The sequence below is a fragment of the Cedecea davisae genome (assembly GCF_044095835.1).
Taxonomy (GTDB): Bacteria; Pseudomonadota; Gammaproteobacteria; order Enterobacterales; family Enterobacteriaceae; genus Cedecea; species Cedecea davisae.
The window spans coordinates 4,939,381-4,954,274 of the sequence record NZ_CP172054.1 but is presented as its reverse complement, the minus strand read 5'-3'; the positions used below and the strand labels follow the sequence as shown (position 1 = coordinate 4,954,274).

Genomic DNA, 14,894 nt, shown 5'->3' with positions numbered 1-14,894 from the left:
GGCGGACTCCACTCGATCAAAGTCGATAAAAAAGACGAAGACTGAAAGTTATACATTCATGATTGTTGACACACGCTCTCAGGCTGTGGGAGGCGCGCGAACCGCTATTTGCGGTTTCCCCGGTGAAAGCTGGATCACGATCGGGACCGCGGATCATAGCCTAAAGCGCGGCAGAGATCTTCTGTTTCTCACAGATTCTTCACGAATTATCCACAGGGAAGTTTTGAGCCGGTTAAGTGTAATCGATCCTGGCAAGCGTGCAGCGGGTAACCGTCTCATATTGGAAAATTTAATGACCAGCGCACATTTTTGACTAAAGAGATCTGAGGAAGATCCCTGCGGATCCTTGCGCTTTATCGACAACGCCGTATAATTCTCCACCCGTCGCGTAATGCCGCTGTACTTCAGCGGAGATCCGGGCCTCTTTACGGGGGTCAAAAGGGCGCAGCAGTAAGGGAATTGAATTGACTCCGGAGTGTACAATTATTACAATCCGGCCTCTTTAATCAGCCACACTGAAGCGTAAGTCGTTCGCAGACCCTGTAGGGCATTACGCAAATCCAGTGAAATTTAATAGTTTAGGTAGAAATCGCCATGAAACGCACTTTTCAACCGTCTGTACTGAAGCGCAACCGTTCTCACGGCTTCCGTGCTCGTATGGCAACTAAAAATGGTCGTCAGGTACTGGCACGTCGTCGTGCTAAAGGCCGTTCTCGTCTGACCGTTTCTAAGTAATAAAAGCTAACCCCTGAGTGGTTAAGCTAGCTTTTCCCAGGGAGTTACGTTTGTTAACTCCCAATCATTTCACATTCGTCTTCCAGCAGCCGCAAAGAGCTGGCACGCCGCAAATCACCATCCTCGGCCGCCTGAATTCGCTGGGGCATCCCCGCATCGGTCTTACCGTCGCCAAGAAAAACGTCAAACGCGCACATGAACGCAATCGGATTAAACGTCTGACGCGTGAAAGCTTCCGTCTGCGTCAACACGAACTGCCGCCAATGGATTTCGTGGTAGTAGCGAAAAAAGGGGTTGCCGACCTGGATAACCGGGCTTTATCGGAAGCATTGGAAAAGTTATGGCGTCGCCATTGTCGCCAGTCTCGCGGGTCCTGATAGCCCTTATCAGGGTCTATCAACGCCTGATTAGTCCGCTTCTCGGGCCGCATTGCCGTTTCACCCCAACCTGTTCTCACTACGGAATTGAGGCCTTACGCAGGTTTGGAGTGTTAAAAGGCAGTTGGTTAACGATGAAACGCGTACTAAAATGCCACCCTTTGAACCCCGGTGGAGACGATCCCGTCCCGCCCGGACCTTTTGATACCAGAGAACACTAACGATGGATTCGCAACGCAATCTTTTTCTCATCGCTTTGTTGTTCGTGTCTTTCATGATCTGGCAAGCCTGGGAGCAGGATCACGCTCCTCAGGTACAGCAGACCACGCAGACTACGACCACCGCAACGGGTAATGCCGCTAATCAGGCTGTACCGGCCAGCGGCCAGGGGAAACTCATTACGGTTAAAACTGACGTTCTTGAACTGACCATCAACACCCGCGGTGGTGATGTAGAACAAGCGCTGTTGCCAACCTACCCGAAAGAGCTGAAATCTTCCGAGCCGTTCCAACTGCTGGAAACGACCCCGGAGTTTATCTACCAGGCGCAAAGCGGCCTGACCGGTCGTGACGGCCCGGACAACCCGGCAAACGGCGAACGTCCTCTGTATAACGTCACGGCAGACACCTTTGTGCTGGCTGACGGCCAGAACGAACTGGCGGTTCCGCTGACCTATACCGATGCCGCAGGCAACACCTTCACCAAGACCTTCACCCTGAAACGCGGTGAGTTCTCCGTGGGTGTGGATTACGATGTGAAGAACGTGGGCGAGAAACCGCTGGAGCTGGCGACCTTTGGTCAGTTGAAGCAGTCCATCAATCTGCCGACGCATCGCGATACCGGCAGCAGCAACTTTGCGCTGCACACCTTCCGCGGTGCTGCTTACTCCACCCCGGACGCGAAATACGAGAAAGTTAAGTTCGACAACATCGCCGACGGCGAGAACCTGAACCTGAGCGCGAACAGCGGCTGGGTTGCGATGCTGCAGCAATACTTTGCTACCGCATGGGTTCCGCACACAACCGGCACGAACAACTTCTATACCACCAAACTGAGCAACAATGTGGCAGCGATTGGTTATAAATCCGCTTCACAGCTGGTTCAGCCTGGCCAAACCGCTCAACTGGGCAGCACCCTGTGGGTCGGCCCGGAAATCCAGGACAAGATGGCAGCCGTTGCGCCACACCTTGACCTGACCGTAGATTACGGCTGGCTGTGGTTCATTTCTCAGCCGCTGTTTAAGCTGCTGAAATTTATCCACAGCTTCATCGGTAACTGGGGCTTCTCCATTATCGTCATCACCTTTATCGTGCGCGGCATCATGTACCCGCTGACCAAAGCGCAGTACACCTCGATGGCGAAAATGCGTATGCTGCAGCCGAAGCTGGCGGCGATGCGTGAGCGTATCGGTGACGATAAGCAGCGCATGAGTCAGGAGATGATGGCGCTGTATAAAGCTGAGAAGGTTAACCCACTGGGTGGCTGCTTCCCGCTTATCATCCAGATGCCAATCTTCCTGGCGCTGTACTACATGCTGATGGGTTCCGTTGAGCTGCGCCACGCGCCGTTCGCCCTGTGGATCCATGACCTGTCCGCACAGGACCCGTACTACATCCTGCCGATTCTGATGGGCGCGACGATGTTCTTCATCCAGAAGATGTCGCCGACCACGGTAACCGACCCGATGCAGCAGAAGATCATGACCTTTATGCCGGTCATCTTCACCGTGTTCTTCCTGTGGTTCCCGTCAGGTCTGGTGCTGTACTATATCGTCAGCAACCTGGTGACCATCCTTCAGCAGCAGCTGATTTATCGCGGTCTGGAAAAACGTGGCCTGCATAGCCGCGACAAGAAAAAGACCTGATAACATCTGGCGTTAAGCTTACGAAAGGCGGTCGATTGACCGCCTTTTTCTTTTGTTATTCAAGGGCTGAGAGAGACTATGAGCCACAATGACACAATTATCGCCCAGGCCACCCCGCCGGGGCGCGGCGGCGTAGGCATTCTGCGTATTTCCGGCCGTCAGGCGCGCGAGGTGGCTGAAGCCGTCCTCGGCAAACTGCCTAAACCGCGCTATGCGGACTACTTACCGTTTCGCGATGCGGACGGAAGCGCGCTGGACCAGGGCATTGCCCTGTGGTTCCCCGGCCCGAATTCGTTTACCGGTGAAGATGTTCTTGAACTTCAGGGGCACGGCGGCCCGGTCATCCTCGACCTGCTGTTAAAGCGCATTCTGACGCTGTCCGGCCTGCGCATCGCTAACCCCGGTGAGTTCTCCGAGCGGGCGTTCCTCAACGACAAGCTCGACCTGGCTCAGGCCGAAGCGATTGCCGACTTGATTGACGCCACCTCCGAACAGGCCGCACGTTCAGCACTCAACTCGCTGCAGGGCGCTTTCTCAGCGCGCGTTAATCACCTGGTTGAAGCGCTGACGCACCTGCGTATTTATGTAGAAGCGGCTATCGACTTCCCGGATGAAGAGATCGACTTCCTTTCGGACGGCAAGATTGAAGCCCAGCTGAATCAGGTCATTGGCGATCTTGATGCGGTACGCGCCGAAGCACGTCAGGGCAGCCTGCTGCGTGAAGGTATGAAAGTGGTCATTGCCGGGCGGCCTAACGCCGGTAAATCCAGCCTGCTAAACGCCCTGGCCGGTCGTGAAGCCGCCATTGTTACCGACATCGCCGGCACCACCCGCGACGTGCTGCGCGAGCATATCCACATCGACGGTATGCCGCTGCACATTATCGATACGGCAGGCCTGCGCGAAGCCAGCGACGAAGTTGAGCGCATCGGTATCGAACGCGCCTGGCAGGAAATTGAACAGGCCGATCGCGTGCTGTTTATGGTCGATGGCACCACCACCGACGCATTAGATCCGGCCGCTATCTGGCCGGACTTTATCGCCCGCCTGCCGGAACGTTTACCGATAACCGTCGTGCGCAATAAAGCGGACGTTACCGGCGAGACGCTGGGGCTGAGCGAAGTGAATGGCCACTCACTGGTTCGCCTGTCGGCCCGAACCGGCGAAGGCGTAGAGGTGCTGCGTGCCCACCTGAAGCAGAGCATGGGCTTCGAAACCAATATGGAAGGCGGCTTCCTCGCCCGCCGCCGCCACCTGCAAGCGCTGGAACAGGCGGCAAACCATTTGCAGCAGGGTAAAGCGCAGCTGCTCGGTGCCTGGGCCGGAGAACTGCTGGCGGAAGAGCTGCGCCTGGCGCAGCAGAACTTAAGTGAAATCACCGGCGAATTCAGCTCCGACGATCTGCTGGGCCGCATCTTCTCCAGCTTCTGTATCGGTAAATAACACCCCCGCTTTAGCCCCGCGTCACAGTTCAGGATGCGGGGCATTTCTCCCGGCTAAAAAATACATCATTATTTCAAAGTGATGTCTTCAGGCTGACACCTTCAGTACGCAACATATACAAAGCACTCAGAATTTTCCCGGGCTTGGATATATAATATATCGTGCAAAAAATAGATAATTTCCCTGAATAGCATCAATGACAACGCATTGACCAGGGGATTACTATTCTCTTCCTGACGGCGTTCAGGAAGCGAAGCGGAGCGCTGTTTTTGTTCAGCGAAAACAGCATTACATCTACTGACCATTATCATGGAGCGACAAATGGCGACGCATTTTGCAAGATGGGCTCTGAACCCTCCCAATCCCACATCTCCACGCCTGAATGACGAAACCCTTAACAGTGCCAGCCTGATGCCCGAGCATCGCCGTACCCGCTATCTGGCCTCCAGAACGCTGCTGGCCGAGATGATGTTTATGCTGTATGGCACTCAGCGCCTGCCGCGTATTATCACCTCTACTGCGGGGCGGCCGCACTTTGCGGACGACGAGCTGCCGGACTTCAGCATCGCCTATGCCGGAAATATGGTTGGCGTTTTACTCGCCACCGAGGGCCGCTGTGGCCTGGATATGGAACTTCGCCGCAGCTTCCTTGCGCCTTCTCCAGTTCTGCAATACCCGCAAAGCAGCAGCAGCGAAACCACCTGGATAGACAACCAAAACGATCCAAACGAAGCACGCACCCAGCTGCACACCCTGCGCCAAAGTGTGCTAAAACTGACGGATAACCCGCAAACCAGCCCCAGCGCACTACAATTATTGCCGGGCTCTGGTCGCCTGCGCGTCACAAACGAACCGCATATTGAAGCCGTAAGCGACGCTGAAGACATCCTCATCTGGGGCTGTACCGTTGCGCCCGGCGTGGAACGCCTGAAGCTGTGGGAGTTTGACGGCCAACAAGGGTGGCAGGCATTGCCGGATGCGGAAGCCCGCAGCCGTAGCGCTCAGGGCAGCCTGATTCGCCTGACCGGCATCCCGTCTGAATCCGCCGCGCCGCACAACACATTTTCCCGAACGTCCTGACAAAGAAAGGAGTACCAATGTCTGATTCGTTGAAGATAGTGACTTTACTGGGGAGCCTGCGTAAGGGTTCATTTAATGCGATGGTAGCCCGTACGCTGCCGAACATTGCCCCGGCGGGCATGCAGATAGACGCCCTGCCTTCCATCGGCGACATTCCGCTTTACGACGCGGATGTTCAGCAGGAAGAGGGTTTCCCGCAGAGCGTCGAGGCGATTGCCGAGCAGATCCGCCAGGCTGATGGCGTGGTGATTGTCACTCCGGAATACAACTACTCGGTGCCGGGCGGCCTGAAAAACGCCATTGACTGGCTTTCTCGTCTCCCTGAGCAGCCGCTGGCGGGCAAGCCGGTGCTAATCCAGACCAGCTCGATGGGCGCAATCGGCGGCGCACGTTGCCAGTATCACCTGCGTCAGATCCTCGTCTTCCTCGACGCAATGGTGATGAACAAACCTGAATTTATGGGCGGCGTCATTCAGAACAAAGTCGATACCCAGAGTGGCGAAGTGGTGGACCAAAGCACCCTCGACCATCTTACCGGCCAACTTACCGCCTTTGGCGACTACATTCGTCGCGTTAAGGCCTGATAATCAGCCAAAAAAAACGCCAGTCATCATGACTGGCGTTGTTGTTTTTAGCGTCCGGCTTAATCGACAAAAACGATTTTCAGCACAAACAGCAGCGCAACGATAATGACGCACGGGCTAAGCTCGCGCCAGCGGCCGGTGCCCAGTTTCATCACGCAGTAAGAGATAAAGCCCAGCGCGATACCTTCGGTAATCGAGAAGCTGAACGGCATCATCACCGCGGTAACAAACGCAGGAACCGCTTCTGTCAGGTCGTCCCACTTCACGCGTGCCAGGCTTGAGGTCATCAGCACGCCGACGTAAATCAGCGCGCCTGCGGCCGCATAAGCCGGAACCATACCCGCCAGCGGAGACAAGAAGATAACCAACAGGAACAGTAAACCGACGATAACGGCGGTCAGGCCGGTACGCCCGCCGACGGAAACGCCGGAAGAGCTTTCGATATAGGCGGTAACCGAAGAGGTGCCGAAGAAGGAACCGGTCACGGAGGAGATACTGTCAACAAACAGCGCCTGCTTCATGCGCGGGAACTTGCCCTTCTCGTCGGTCAGCCCGGCTTTATCGGTCACGCCAATCAGGGTGCCGGAGGAGTCAAACAGGTTTACCAGCATAAAGGAGAAGATAACGCCCGCAAGACCCAGATTCAGGGAGCCAGCAAGGTCAACCTGGCCCACAACGCTGCTTACGCTCGGCGGCACAGACACGATGCCGTGATATTGCACATCACCCAGCAGCCAGCCCAGCAGAGTGGTCACCACAATGGACACCAGCACCGCGGCGTGAATATTGCGGGAGGCGAGTACGGCGATGATAAAGAAGCCCAGCGCGCCCAGCAGAACGCTATGGGAAGTCAGGTTGCCGATGCTGACCAGCGTCTCTTTGTTGGCAACGATGATACCGGCATTTTTCAGCCCCATCATGCCGATAAACAGGCCAATACCGCTGGTGATACCGACGCGCAGGCCAAGCGGGATATTGGCTATCATCCAGTAGCGAACGCGGAAAATGGTTAGCAGCAGCAGGCCGACGGCGCCCCAGAAAATTGCGCCCATTCCAACTTGCCAGGAAAGCCCCATAGCGCCAACGACGACAAAAGCGAAGAAGGCGTTAAGCCCCATCGCCGGAGCCAGCGCTACCGGCAGGTTAGCAAACAGGCCCATCAGGATGCTGCCAAAAGCGGCAATCAGGCAGGTTGTCACGAATACCGCCTGGGTATCCATGCCTGCGGCACCGAGAATTTGTGGGTTAACAAAAACGATGTAGACCATCGTCAGGAACGTGGTAAACCCGGCTATCACCTCGGTACGTGCGGTGGTGCCATGTTCACGTAATTTGAACGCGCGTTCGAGCAGCCCCGGGCTTGCTTCCGGAGTGGACTGTGGTTGGCTCATTATCGGTTTCCGAACTAAAAGAGGAAAAAATACGCCGCTATCCTATACCAAAAATGGCAGGGGATAACGCAAATCATCCACTTTTTTCGCGGAAATTATCGCAACGGGATCGATTGCGTTGCGCAAAAAGCATAGAGTAAACGTTAAATCTGAAACCAAGGAAACGGCATGTCCGGTATAGAAGCGGTATTTTTTGACTGCGATGGCACGCTGGTAGACAGCGAAGTAATCTGCTCCAAAGCCTACGTGCATATGTTTGCGCAATACGGCATTCAGCTTGCGCTTGAAGACGTCTTTAAGACCTTCAAGGGCGTTAAACTTTACGAAATTATCGACACAATTAATGCGCAGCATGGCACCAGCCTGCCGAAGCCCGAGCTGGAAGCAATTTACCGCGCCGAAGTCGCGCGGCTGTTCGATAGCGAATTACAGGAGATCGCCGGGGCAAATACGCTGCTGACGCAAATACGCAAGCCGATGTGCGTGGTGTCTAACGGCCCGGTTAGCAAGATGCAGCATTCGCTCGGTAAAACCGGCATGCTCGACTACTTCCCCGACACGCTGTACAGCGGCTACGATATTCAGCGCTGGAAGCCGGACCCGGCGCTGATGTTTCACGCCGCCGAGCAGATGAAGGTCAGCGTGGAGCGCAGCATTCTGGTTGATGATTCGATGGCGGGGGCACAGTCCGGCGTTGCGGCGGGGATGGAGGTCTTCTACTTCTGTGCCGATCCCCACAACAGGCCAATCGATCATCCTAAAGTGACGACTTTTACCGACCTGGCGGAATTACCGGCGCTGTGGAAAGCACGCGGCTGGGAAATTACGGCGTAGGAGTTGCCCCTCACCCCGAAAACTGGATTCAGTCTGTCCCCTCTCCCTTTTAGGGTGTACGTTCCGGGGACATAGTAGACAGATGTTCGGGGACATAGTGAACACCTTTTAACATCTTTTACCCATGATGATCGACCGGTTCTTCAGGTCGATCATTCCCACTTTCGTGCTGTACCACCACACCTCATAACAACCGTCCTCACCGCTTTCCTTCAGCCCCACTCGCTCTCCCCTGAACGCTTTGCCCGCTTTCAGGCTGATACCTCTGATGCTCAGGCTTCCACTGATATCCACTTTTCTTACCGCCACGCCGTCATCGTACTCCGGCCCGGGAGCATCGCTTCTGTACTGTCTGGCCGAAGGCTGATAGCGCGAACCCGGGACCGCCATATTCAGTCCCTCATGCGGGCGTTCAAAGTTATAGACCTCCCGCCAGTGGTCAAATACCCGCTGGAGCTGGTCGCTGTCCGTGAACCATTTCCCCTGCAGAACCTCCGCCTTCAGACTGCGGTGAAAACGCTCGAGCTTGCCCTGCGTCTGGGGATGATAAGGCCGCGAGTGCCCCACCCGGATACCCTGACGCATCAGCCACAGCTCCAGCGCGGTCCAGGTCCCGGTGGTGTCTCCCCAGGGCGCCCCGTTATCCATGGTCATCCTCTCCGGCAGGCCATAGCGCTCAAACACCTTTGTCAGATGTGACTGCACGGTCTCACGCCGCTCGTTGTCGCAGTGCGTCAGGCAGAGTGAAAACCGGGAGTGGTCGTCCAGCAGCGTGAGGGGATGGCTGCGCCCACCGGCGAAGGGAAAGTGTCCCTTAAAATCCATCTGCCAGAGGGCGTTCGGCCTGCCGTGTTCGAAGCGACCGGCAGAGGGGATACCCGGCGGTACACCGGGTAGCAGGCCGTGACGGTGCATCAGGTTGTGCACGGTACTGACGGCAGGAAGGTGGTGCCCCTGCGCTTCCAGCCAGGCCTTAATCTTGCGGGCTCCCCAGCGGGGATGGGCCAGGTGTGCCTGCTGTAACAGGTCAGCCACCTGAGCGGCGGTGGCGTTGGGAGAATGATGGGGAGCCCGTGAGCGGTCAGCGAGGCCGGGAAGTCCGGCCTCGAGAAAGCGGCAAAGCCACTTATATCCGGTGGCGGGCGCGATGCCGAAGTGGCGACAGAGCGCCCGGATGTTAGCCCCGTCCTGCGAGGCAAAGTGAACAAACTCGTGACGTAATGACATGGTATCTCTCGCATCCCAGGGCATAAGCGACTCCGGAAGAGGGTTCTTATGCCGTAGTTGTAAGTGTCTACCATGTCCCCGAACAAGTGTTCACCATGTCTCCGGTATGTACATAGGGAGAGGGTTAGGGTGAGGGTCACCTGTCGGGAACGGTCAAAAAATTAAAGGAACATCCCGCCGGAAACTTCGATGCGCTGGGCATTCATCCAGCCGGTTTCATCGCTAAGAATAGCGGCAATAGCATCGCCAATATCATCCGGCTGGCCCACGCGGCCAAGCGCGGTTTGCGCAGCGATAGCTTTAGCCACATGCTCGTTATCCCGCACAATACCGCCGCTAAAATCTGTGGCAATCGCCCCCGGCGCGATGATGTTCACCGCAATCCCGCGTGAACCCAGCTCTTTGGCCTGGTATTTGGTCAGCACCTCCATCGCTCCTTTCATCGTGGCGTAGGCGGCTTTGCCCGGCAGCGAGAAACGCGTCAGCCCGGTGGAAACATTCAGGATACGCCCGCCGTCTTTGATCAGCGGCAGCAGGCGCTGGGTCAGGAAGAATGGCCCCTTCAGATGAATGTTCATAATTTCATCAAACTGGGCTTCGGTGGTTTCTGCAAATGAAGCTTCGAGGCCAATTCCCGCATTGTTCAATAAATAATCAAACCTGTCGCACTGCCAGACCTTTTGCAGCGTCTCTTTAACCTGCTCAGCAAAATTAGCGAACGCTGAAGAATCGCCGACGTTGAGCTGAATTGCCGCTGCTTTCACGCCAAATCGTTCAATTTCACTCACGACCTTCTCCGCTTCCTGCTTCTGGCTGTTAAAGGTGAGGATAATCCCCATTCCCTTTGCCGCCAGCTTCAGGGCTGCGTTTTTACCTAATCCACGGCTGCCGCCGGTCACTAAAGCGATGCGCTGACTCATGATAAACCTCTTAATTGGCCGTCTGGTAATTGAGATACAGCTTATTAGCTGATACAAAATCAATAAATATGCCGTAACGCGCTTCACTGTTTCACTGGCGACAACAATGCGGGGATAAGATGGATAAAATACACGCAATGCAGCTTTTCGTCAGAGTGGCGGAGCTGGAGAGTTTCACCCGCGCCGCAGACACACTTGGGCTACCTAAGGGCAGCGTTTCACGCCAGATTCAGGCGCTGGAAAGCACCCTCGGCACGCGCCTGCTGCACAGAACCACCCGCCGGGTTCAGCTCACCCAGGACGGGATGGTCTATTACGAACGCTGCCGGGATCTGCTGGCCAACCTCGACGAGCTGGACGGTCTGTTCCAGAGCGACCCCGCCAGCATCAGCGGGCGGCTGCGGGTGGATATGCCGGTTACGCTGGCACGCGGCCTGATTATTCCCAAACTCCCCGGCTTTCTTCAGCAATATCCCGGTATCGAATTAGAACTCAGCAGCAGCGACAGAATGGTTGATGTGGTGCGGGAAGGGTTTGACTGCGTAGTGCGCGTGGGGCAACTCAAAGACTCCGGCCTGGTGGCAAGGCCGATTGGCAAATTCACCATGATTAACTGCGCCAGCCCGGACTACCTGAGCCGCTTTGGCTACCCTGAAAACCTCGACGACCTCGCTTCCCACGCGCTGGTACATTACGCGCAAAACCTTGGATCAAGGCCTCAGGGATTTGAAGTCTGGCTGGATAAAACCACGCAATGGGTGAAAACCGGCGGGCTGATTACGGTCAACAGCACCGAAACTTATCAGGCCGCCTGCGTTGCCGGGCTGGGCATTATTCAGGTGCCGCGCGTAGGGGTAAAAGCCCAGTTGAAGAACGGCAGCCTGGTGGAAATCCTGCCGCAATACCGCGCCGAACCAATGCCCATCTCGCTGCTTTACCCGCACCGCCGCAACCTTTCCCGGCGGGTACATCTGTTTATGGAGTGGTTAACTGAGATACTGAAATCGTATGTAGATTAGCGTTATGGCTATAATTTCCTTAAGATCCTGCCTTAACAAAAGGAAAATTGACCCGATGACGACGCCGGATAATAGCGAAAAACGCCCAACCAACGAGCTGGAATTCCAGCCTGTAGTGAGCATTACGCCTCCACAGGACGAAGAGAAAAGCGAGCAAACGGACAATAGCGAGCCGCTGGTCAAGCTCAAAACCGGCAACGCCGCCGTAAACAGCACCATCGCCACCGTGAATAAAACGGTCAGGCTGCCTATGGTGGCGCACCTGCTGCGCGCGACGGAGCGCTTTAATGACCGCCTTGGCAACCAGTTCGGAGCGGCCATTACCTACTTCTCGTTCCTGTCGCTTATCCCAATAATGATGGTGGCGTTTGCAGCGGGCGGCTATGTTCTCGCCTCGCACCCAACCCTGCTTGAAGATATTTTTGCCAAGATCCTCGATAACGTCAGCGATCCCACCCTTGCCGCTACGCTGAAAAATACCATCAACACCGCCGTTCAGCAGCGAACCACCGTCGGCCTGGTCGGGCTGCTGATTGCGCTCTACTCCGGCATAAACTGGATGGGTAACCTGCGCGAAGCGGTGCGCGCCCAGTCGCGCGATAAGTGGGAGCGTAGCCCGCAGGATCAGGAAAAATTCTGGATAAAATATCTGCGTGACTTTATCTCGCTGATTGGCCTGCTGATTGCGCTGATTGTTACGCTCTCGATAACGTCTATCTCAGGCTCGGCCCAGACGTTGCTGATTGGCCTGCTGCACCTCGGCGACATCGAATGGCTGAAACCGGCCTGGCATCTGGTCGGCCTGGCGATTTCTATTTTCGCTAACTACCTGCTGTTTTTCTGGATTTTCTGGCGTCTGCCGCGCCACCGCCCGCGCCGTAAAGCGCTGATCCGCGGCACTCTGATTGCGGCGATTGGCTTCGAGGTTATCAAAATCATCATGACCTACAGCCTGCCAAAGCTTGTCAGCTCGCCGTCCGGGGCCGCATTTGGCTCGGTGCTTGGGCTGATGGCCTTCTTCTACTTCTTCGCCCGACTGACGCTGTTTTGTGCCGCCTGGATTGCCACCGCGGAATATAAAGACGACCCAAGAATGCCGGGCAAGACGCATAAATAATCTTGTCATGATCTCCGGTCAGGATAGGTAGGCCGCCAGCATCCGTGCTGGCGGGTTTACTTGTCTAAACCTCCGACCAGAGAACAGTGCCATGACAACCGCCTCCGTACCCAAGCTCAAGAAAACCTTTATCGACCCCAGCGTTCGCCTGCGGGAAGCCCAAATCGGCGAGCAGTGCGAAATCCTTGCCAACACCGTGGTGGAATACAGCTCGCTGGGCGACTTCTCCTACCTGGGCGAACACTGCTGCATTGCCGATAGCGTTATCGGTAAATTCACCGCCATTGCCAACCATGTTCGCCTCGGCGCGCCCAACCACCCGATGGACCGCCCTTCACAACATCGCTTTACCTATTGCCCGGAGTATTACGCCGCGGACGTTAGCCGGGATACCTCATTCTTTGAACACCGCCGGGAAGACAGAGTGGTGATTGGTAATGACGTGTGGATTGGGCACGGAGTTATCGTACTGCCCGGCGTAACGGTCGGCGACGGCGCGGTACTTGCCGCCGGGGCGGTAGTGAGCAAAGACGTCGCGCCCTACACCATCGTTGGCGGCGTTCCCGCTAAGCTTATCCGCAGCCGCTTCCCGCAGGATATTGCCGCCAGCCTGCAACGCATTGCCTGGTGGGACTGGCCGCTGGATAAACTCATGTCGCATCTGGACGAGTTTCAGTCCGGCGATATCGCCGCTTTTTGCTCCCGCCGTGAGGAAGAGGCCAACTTAGCAGATAAATCTAACTGGTAACTTTTATTTAACCTAAAACCAGTTTTATCATCTATTTTGTAAATTTCGTGAAGCATTTCATAGATGCTTACGCGCCAGTCTGAAAATTATCCACTTAATGACCATTTATTGACCGGCCACAGGCCGCGCGGCGCGTTGAAATGCTCCTTTTGCTATGCGTAAATGGTCCTTCGTTCGCTATAAATAAGAAAAATCTATGCAAGCATCCGTTGCCACAACTCTCGATACCGGGGCTGACGCCACGCCAGTAAACTCACGCGGAAAAGTCGTTGTTGCCTCGCTGGTCGGCACGGCCATCGAGTTCTTCGACTTTTACATTTACGCCACTGCGGCGGTGATTGTTTTCCCGCACATTTTCTTCCCGCAGGGTGACCCGACGGCGGCCACGCTACAGTCGCTGGCTACCTTTGCTATCGCCTTTATTGCGCGCCCGATTGGCTCGGCGCTATTTGGTCACTTTGGCGACCGGGTGGGCCGCAAGGTCACGCTGGTTGCATCTCTGCTAACCATGGGTGTTTCTACCGTGGTGATTGGCCTGCTGCCGGGCTATGCCTCCATTGGCATTTTCGCCCCGCTGCTGCTGGCTCTGGCTCGCTTTGGCCAGGGTCTTGGCCTTGGCGGTGAATGGGGCGGTGCTGCCCTGCTGGCAACCGAGAATGCGCCGCCGCGTAAACGCGCGCTGTACGGCTCCTTCCCGCAGCTTGGTGCGCCTATTGGCTTCTTCTTTGCCAACGGCACCTTCCTCCTGCTCTCCTGGCTGCTGACCGACGAGCAGTTTATGTCCTGGGGCTGGCGCGTACCGTTTATTCTATCTGCCGTATTGGTCATTATCGGGCTTTATGTGCGCGTATCGCTGCATGAAACCCCGGTATTCGCGAAGATTGCCAAAGCCGGAAAGCAGGTAAAAGTGCCGATGGGTACGCTGCTGAGCAAACATTTGAAGGCCACCATCCTCGGCACCTTCATCATGCTGGCAACCTATACGCTGTTCTATATCATGACGGTCTACTCGATGACCTTCAGTACCGCGCCCGCACCGGCCGGCCTTGGTTTCTCGCGTAACGACGTGCTGTGGATGCTGATGATGGCGGTGATTGGCTTTGGCGTGATGGTGCCGATTGCAGGCTACCTTGCGGACGCGTTTGGCCGCCGCAAGAGCATGATTATTATCACCAGCCTGATGATCGTATTTGCCCTGTTCGTCTTCCCGCCGCTGCTGGGTTCAGGAAACCAGGCGCTGGTGATGGCCTATCTGTTAATCGGCCTGAGCCTGATGGGGCTGACCTTCGGCCCGATGGGCGCCCTGCTGCCGGAGCTGTTCCCGACCGAGGTTCGCTATACCGGGGCTTCATTCTCCTACAACGTCGCCTCCATTCTTGGGGCGTCCGTTGCGCCCTACATTGCCACCTGGCTGCAGGCTAATTACGGCCTGTTCTATGTTGGCGTGTATCTGGCGTGCATGTCGGCGCTGACGCTGATTGCGCTGCTGCTGAGCAAAGAAACCCGCCACCAGTCGCTGTAATTTTTACCCTCACCCTCTCCCCTGGTTTTTCTT

At 56.0% G+C, this 14,894-nt stretch carries 15 protein-coding genes; 12 read left to right on the top strand and 3 right to left on the bottom strand.

The window, feature by feature from the left end; genetic code table 11:
- Positions 1-594: 594 nt before the first annotated feature.
- The 7 genes from rpmH (at position 595) to ACG1VR_RS23570 (ending at position 6,083) form a co-directional block, all read left to right on the top strand.
- Entirely contained in the window at positions 595-735 is a 141-nt protein-coding gene (gene rpmH, locus ACG1VR_RS23600) for a 50S ribosomal protein L34 (protein ID WP_003849659.1), read from the top strand.
- A 17-nt stretch (positions 736-752) separates the two neighbouring features.
- A complete protein-coding gene (rnpA, locus tag ACG1VR_RS23595) occupies positions 753-1,112 on the top strand; it encodes a ribonuclease P protein component (RefSeq protein ID WP_039898946.1) in 360 nt (119 codons plus the stop codon).
- On the top strand, positions 1,076-1,333 hold the full coding sequence (gene yidD, locus ACG1VR_RS23590) for a membrane protein insertion efficiency factor YidD (protein WP_071704120.1): 258 nt from the start codon (positions 1,076-1,078) through the stop codon (positions 1,331-1,333). The genes rnpA and yidD overlap by 37 nt, the downstream gene beginning before the upstream one ends.
- A gap of 2 nt (positions 1,334-1,335) precedes the next feature.
- Entirely contained in the window at positions 1,336-2,976 is a 1,641-nt protein-coding gene (yidC, locus tag ACG1VR_RS23585) for a membrane protein insertase YidC (RefSeq protein ID WP_016538706.1), read from the top strand.
- A gap of 78 nt (positions 2,977-3,054) precedes the next feature.
- Positions 3,055-4,419: a tRNA uridine-5-carboxymethylaminomethyl(34) synthesis GTPase MnmE gene (mnmE, locus tag ACG1VR_RS23580; protein WP_395489910.1), complete on the top strand. Its 1,365-nt coding sequence runs from the start codon at positions 3,055-3,057 to the stop codon at positions 4,417-4,419.
- A 321-nt stretch (positions 4,420-4,740) separates the two neighbouring features.
- On the top strand, positions 4,741-5,499 hold the full coding sequence (locus ACG1VR_RS23575; RefSeq protein WP_039898947.1) for a 4'-phosphopantetheinyl transferase superfamily protein: 759 nt from the start codon (positions 4,741-4,743) through the stop codon (positions 5,497-5,499).
- A gap of 17 nt (positions 5,500-5,516) precedes the next feature.
- A complete protein-coding gene (locus tag ACG1VR_RS23570; RefSeq protein ID WP_016538710.1) occupies positions 5,517-6,083 on the top strand; it encodes an NADPH-dependent FMN reductase in 567 nt (188 codons plus the stop codon).
- A 59-nt stretch (positions 6,084-6,142) separates the two neighbouring features.
- Here ACG1VR_RS23570 and ACG1VR_RS23565 read toward each other — a convergent pair whose 3' ends face one another.
- Positions 6,143-7,474, bottom strand: coding sequence for an NCS2 family permease (locus ACG1VR_RS23565; RefSeq protein ID WP_395489909.1), 1,332 nt, complete (start codon positions 7,472-7,474; stop codon positions 6,143-6,145).
- Positions 7,475-7,642: 168 nt separating this feature from the next.
- Between ACG1VR_RS23565 and yieH the strand changes: the two genes are divergently transcribed.
- Positions 7,643-8,308: a 6-phosphogluconate phosphatase gene (gene yieH / locus ACG1VR_RS23560; RefSeq protein ID WP_395489908.1), complete on the top strand. Its 666-nt coding sequence runs from the start codon at positions 7,643-7,645 to the stop codon at positions 8,306-8,308.
- 108 nt (positions 8,309-8,416) lie between these two features.
- On the opposite strand, the gene ACG1VR_RS23555 is transcribed toward yieH, so the two are convergent.
- The gene (locus tag ACG1VR_RS23555; RefSeq protein ID WP_395488908.1) at positions 8,417-9,559 is read right to left on the bottom strand and encodes an IS481 family transposase; all 1,143 of its coding nucleotides are present in this window, start codon (positions 9,557-9,559) and stop codon (positions 8,417-8,419) included.
- A 137-nt stretch (positions 9,560-9,696) separates the two neighbouring features.
- A complete protein-coding gene (locus ACG1VR_RS23550; RefSeq protein ID WP_395489907.1) occupies positions 9,697-10,455 on the bottom strand; it encodes an SDR family NAD(P)-dependent oxidoreductase in 759 nt (252 codons plus the stop codon).
- 119 nt (positions 10,456-10,574) lie between these two features.
- Between ACG1VR_RS23550 and ACG1VR_RS23545 the strand changes: the two genes are divergently transcribed.
- The 4 genes from ACG1VR_RS23545 to ACG1VR_RS23530 all read left to right on the top strand — a co-directional run bounded on the left by ACG1VR_RS23545 (position 10,575) and on the right by ACG1VR_RS23530 (position 14,861).
- Positions 10,575-11,474 (top strand): LysR family transcriptional regulator, encoded by a 900-nt coding sequence (locus ACG1VR_RS23545; protein ID WP_395489906.1) that lies wholly within the window; start codon positions 10,575-10,577, stop codon positions 11,472-11,474.
- 55 nt (positions 11,475-11,529) lie between these two features.
- On the top strand, positions 11,530-12,591 hold the full coding sequence (yhjD, locus tag ACG1VR_RS23540; protein ID WP_395489905.1) for an inner membrane protein YhjD: 1,062 nt from the start codon (positions 11,530-11,532) through the stop codon (positions 12,589-12,591).
- 91 nt (positions 12,592-12,682) lie between these two features.
- Positions 12,683-13,339, top strand: coding sequence for a DapH/DapD/GlmU-related protein (locus ACG1VR_RS23535; RefSeq protein WP_395489904.1), 657 nt, complete (start codon positions 12,683-12,685; stop codon positions 13,337-13,339).
- Positions 13,340-13,535: 196 nt separating this feature from the next.
- Positions 13,536-14,861 carry an MFS transporter gene (locus tag ACG1VR_RS23530; RefSeq protein WP_016538717.1) on the top strand — a complete coding sequence of 442 codons (1,326 nt, stop codon included), beginning with the start codon at positions 13,536-13,538 and terminating at the stop codon, positions 14,859-14,861.
- The last annotated feature ends 33 nt before the right edge of the window (positions 14,862-14,894 follow it).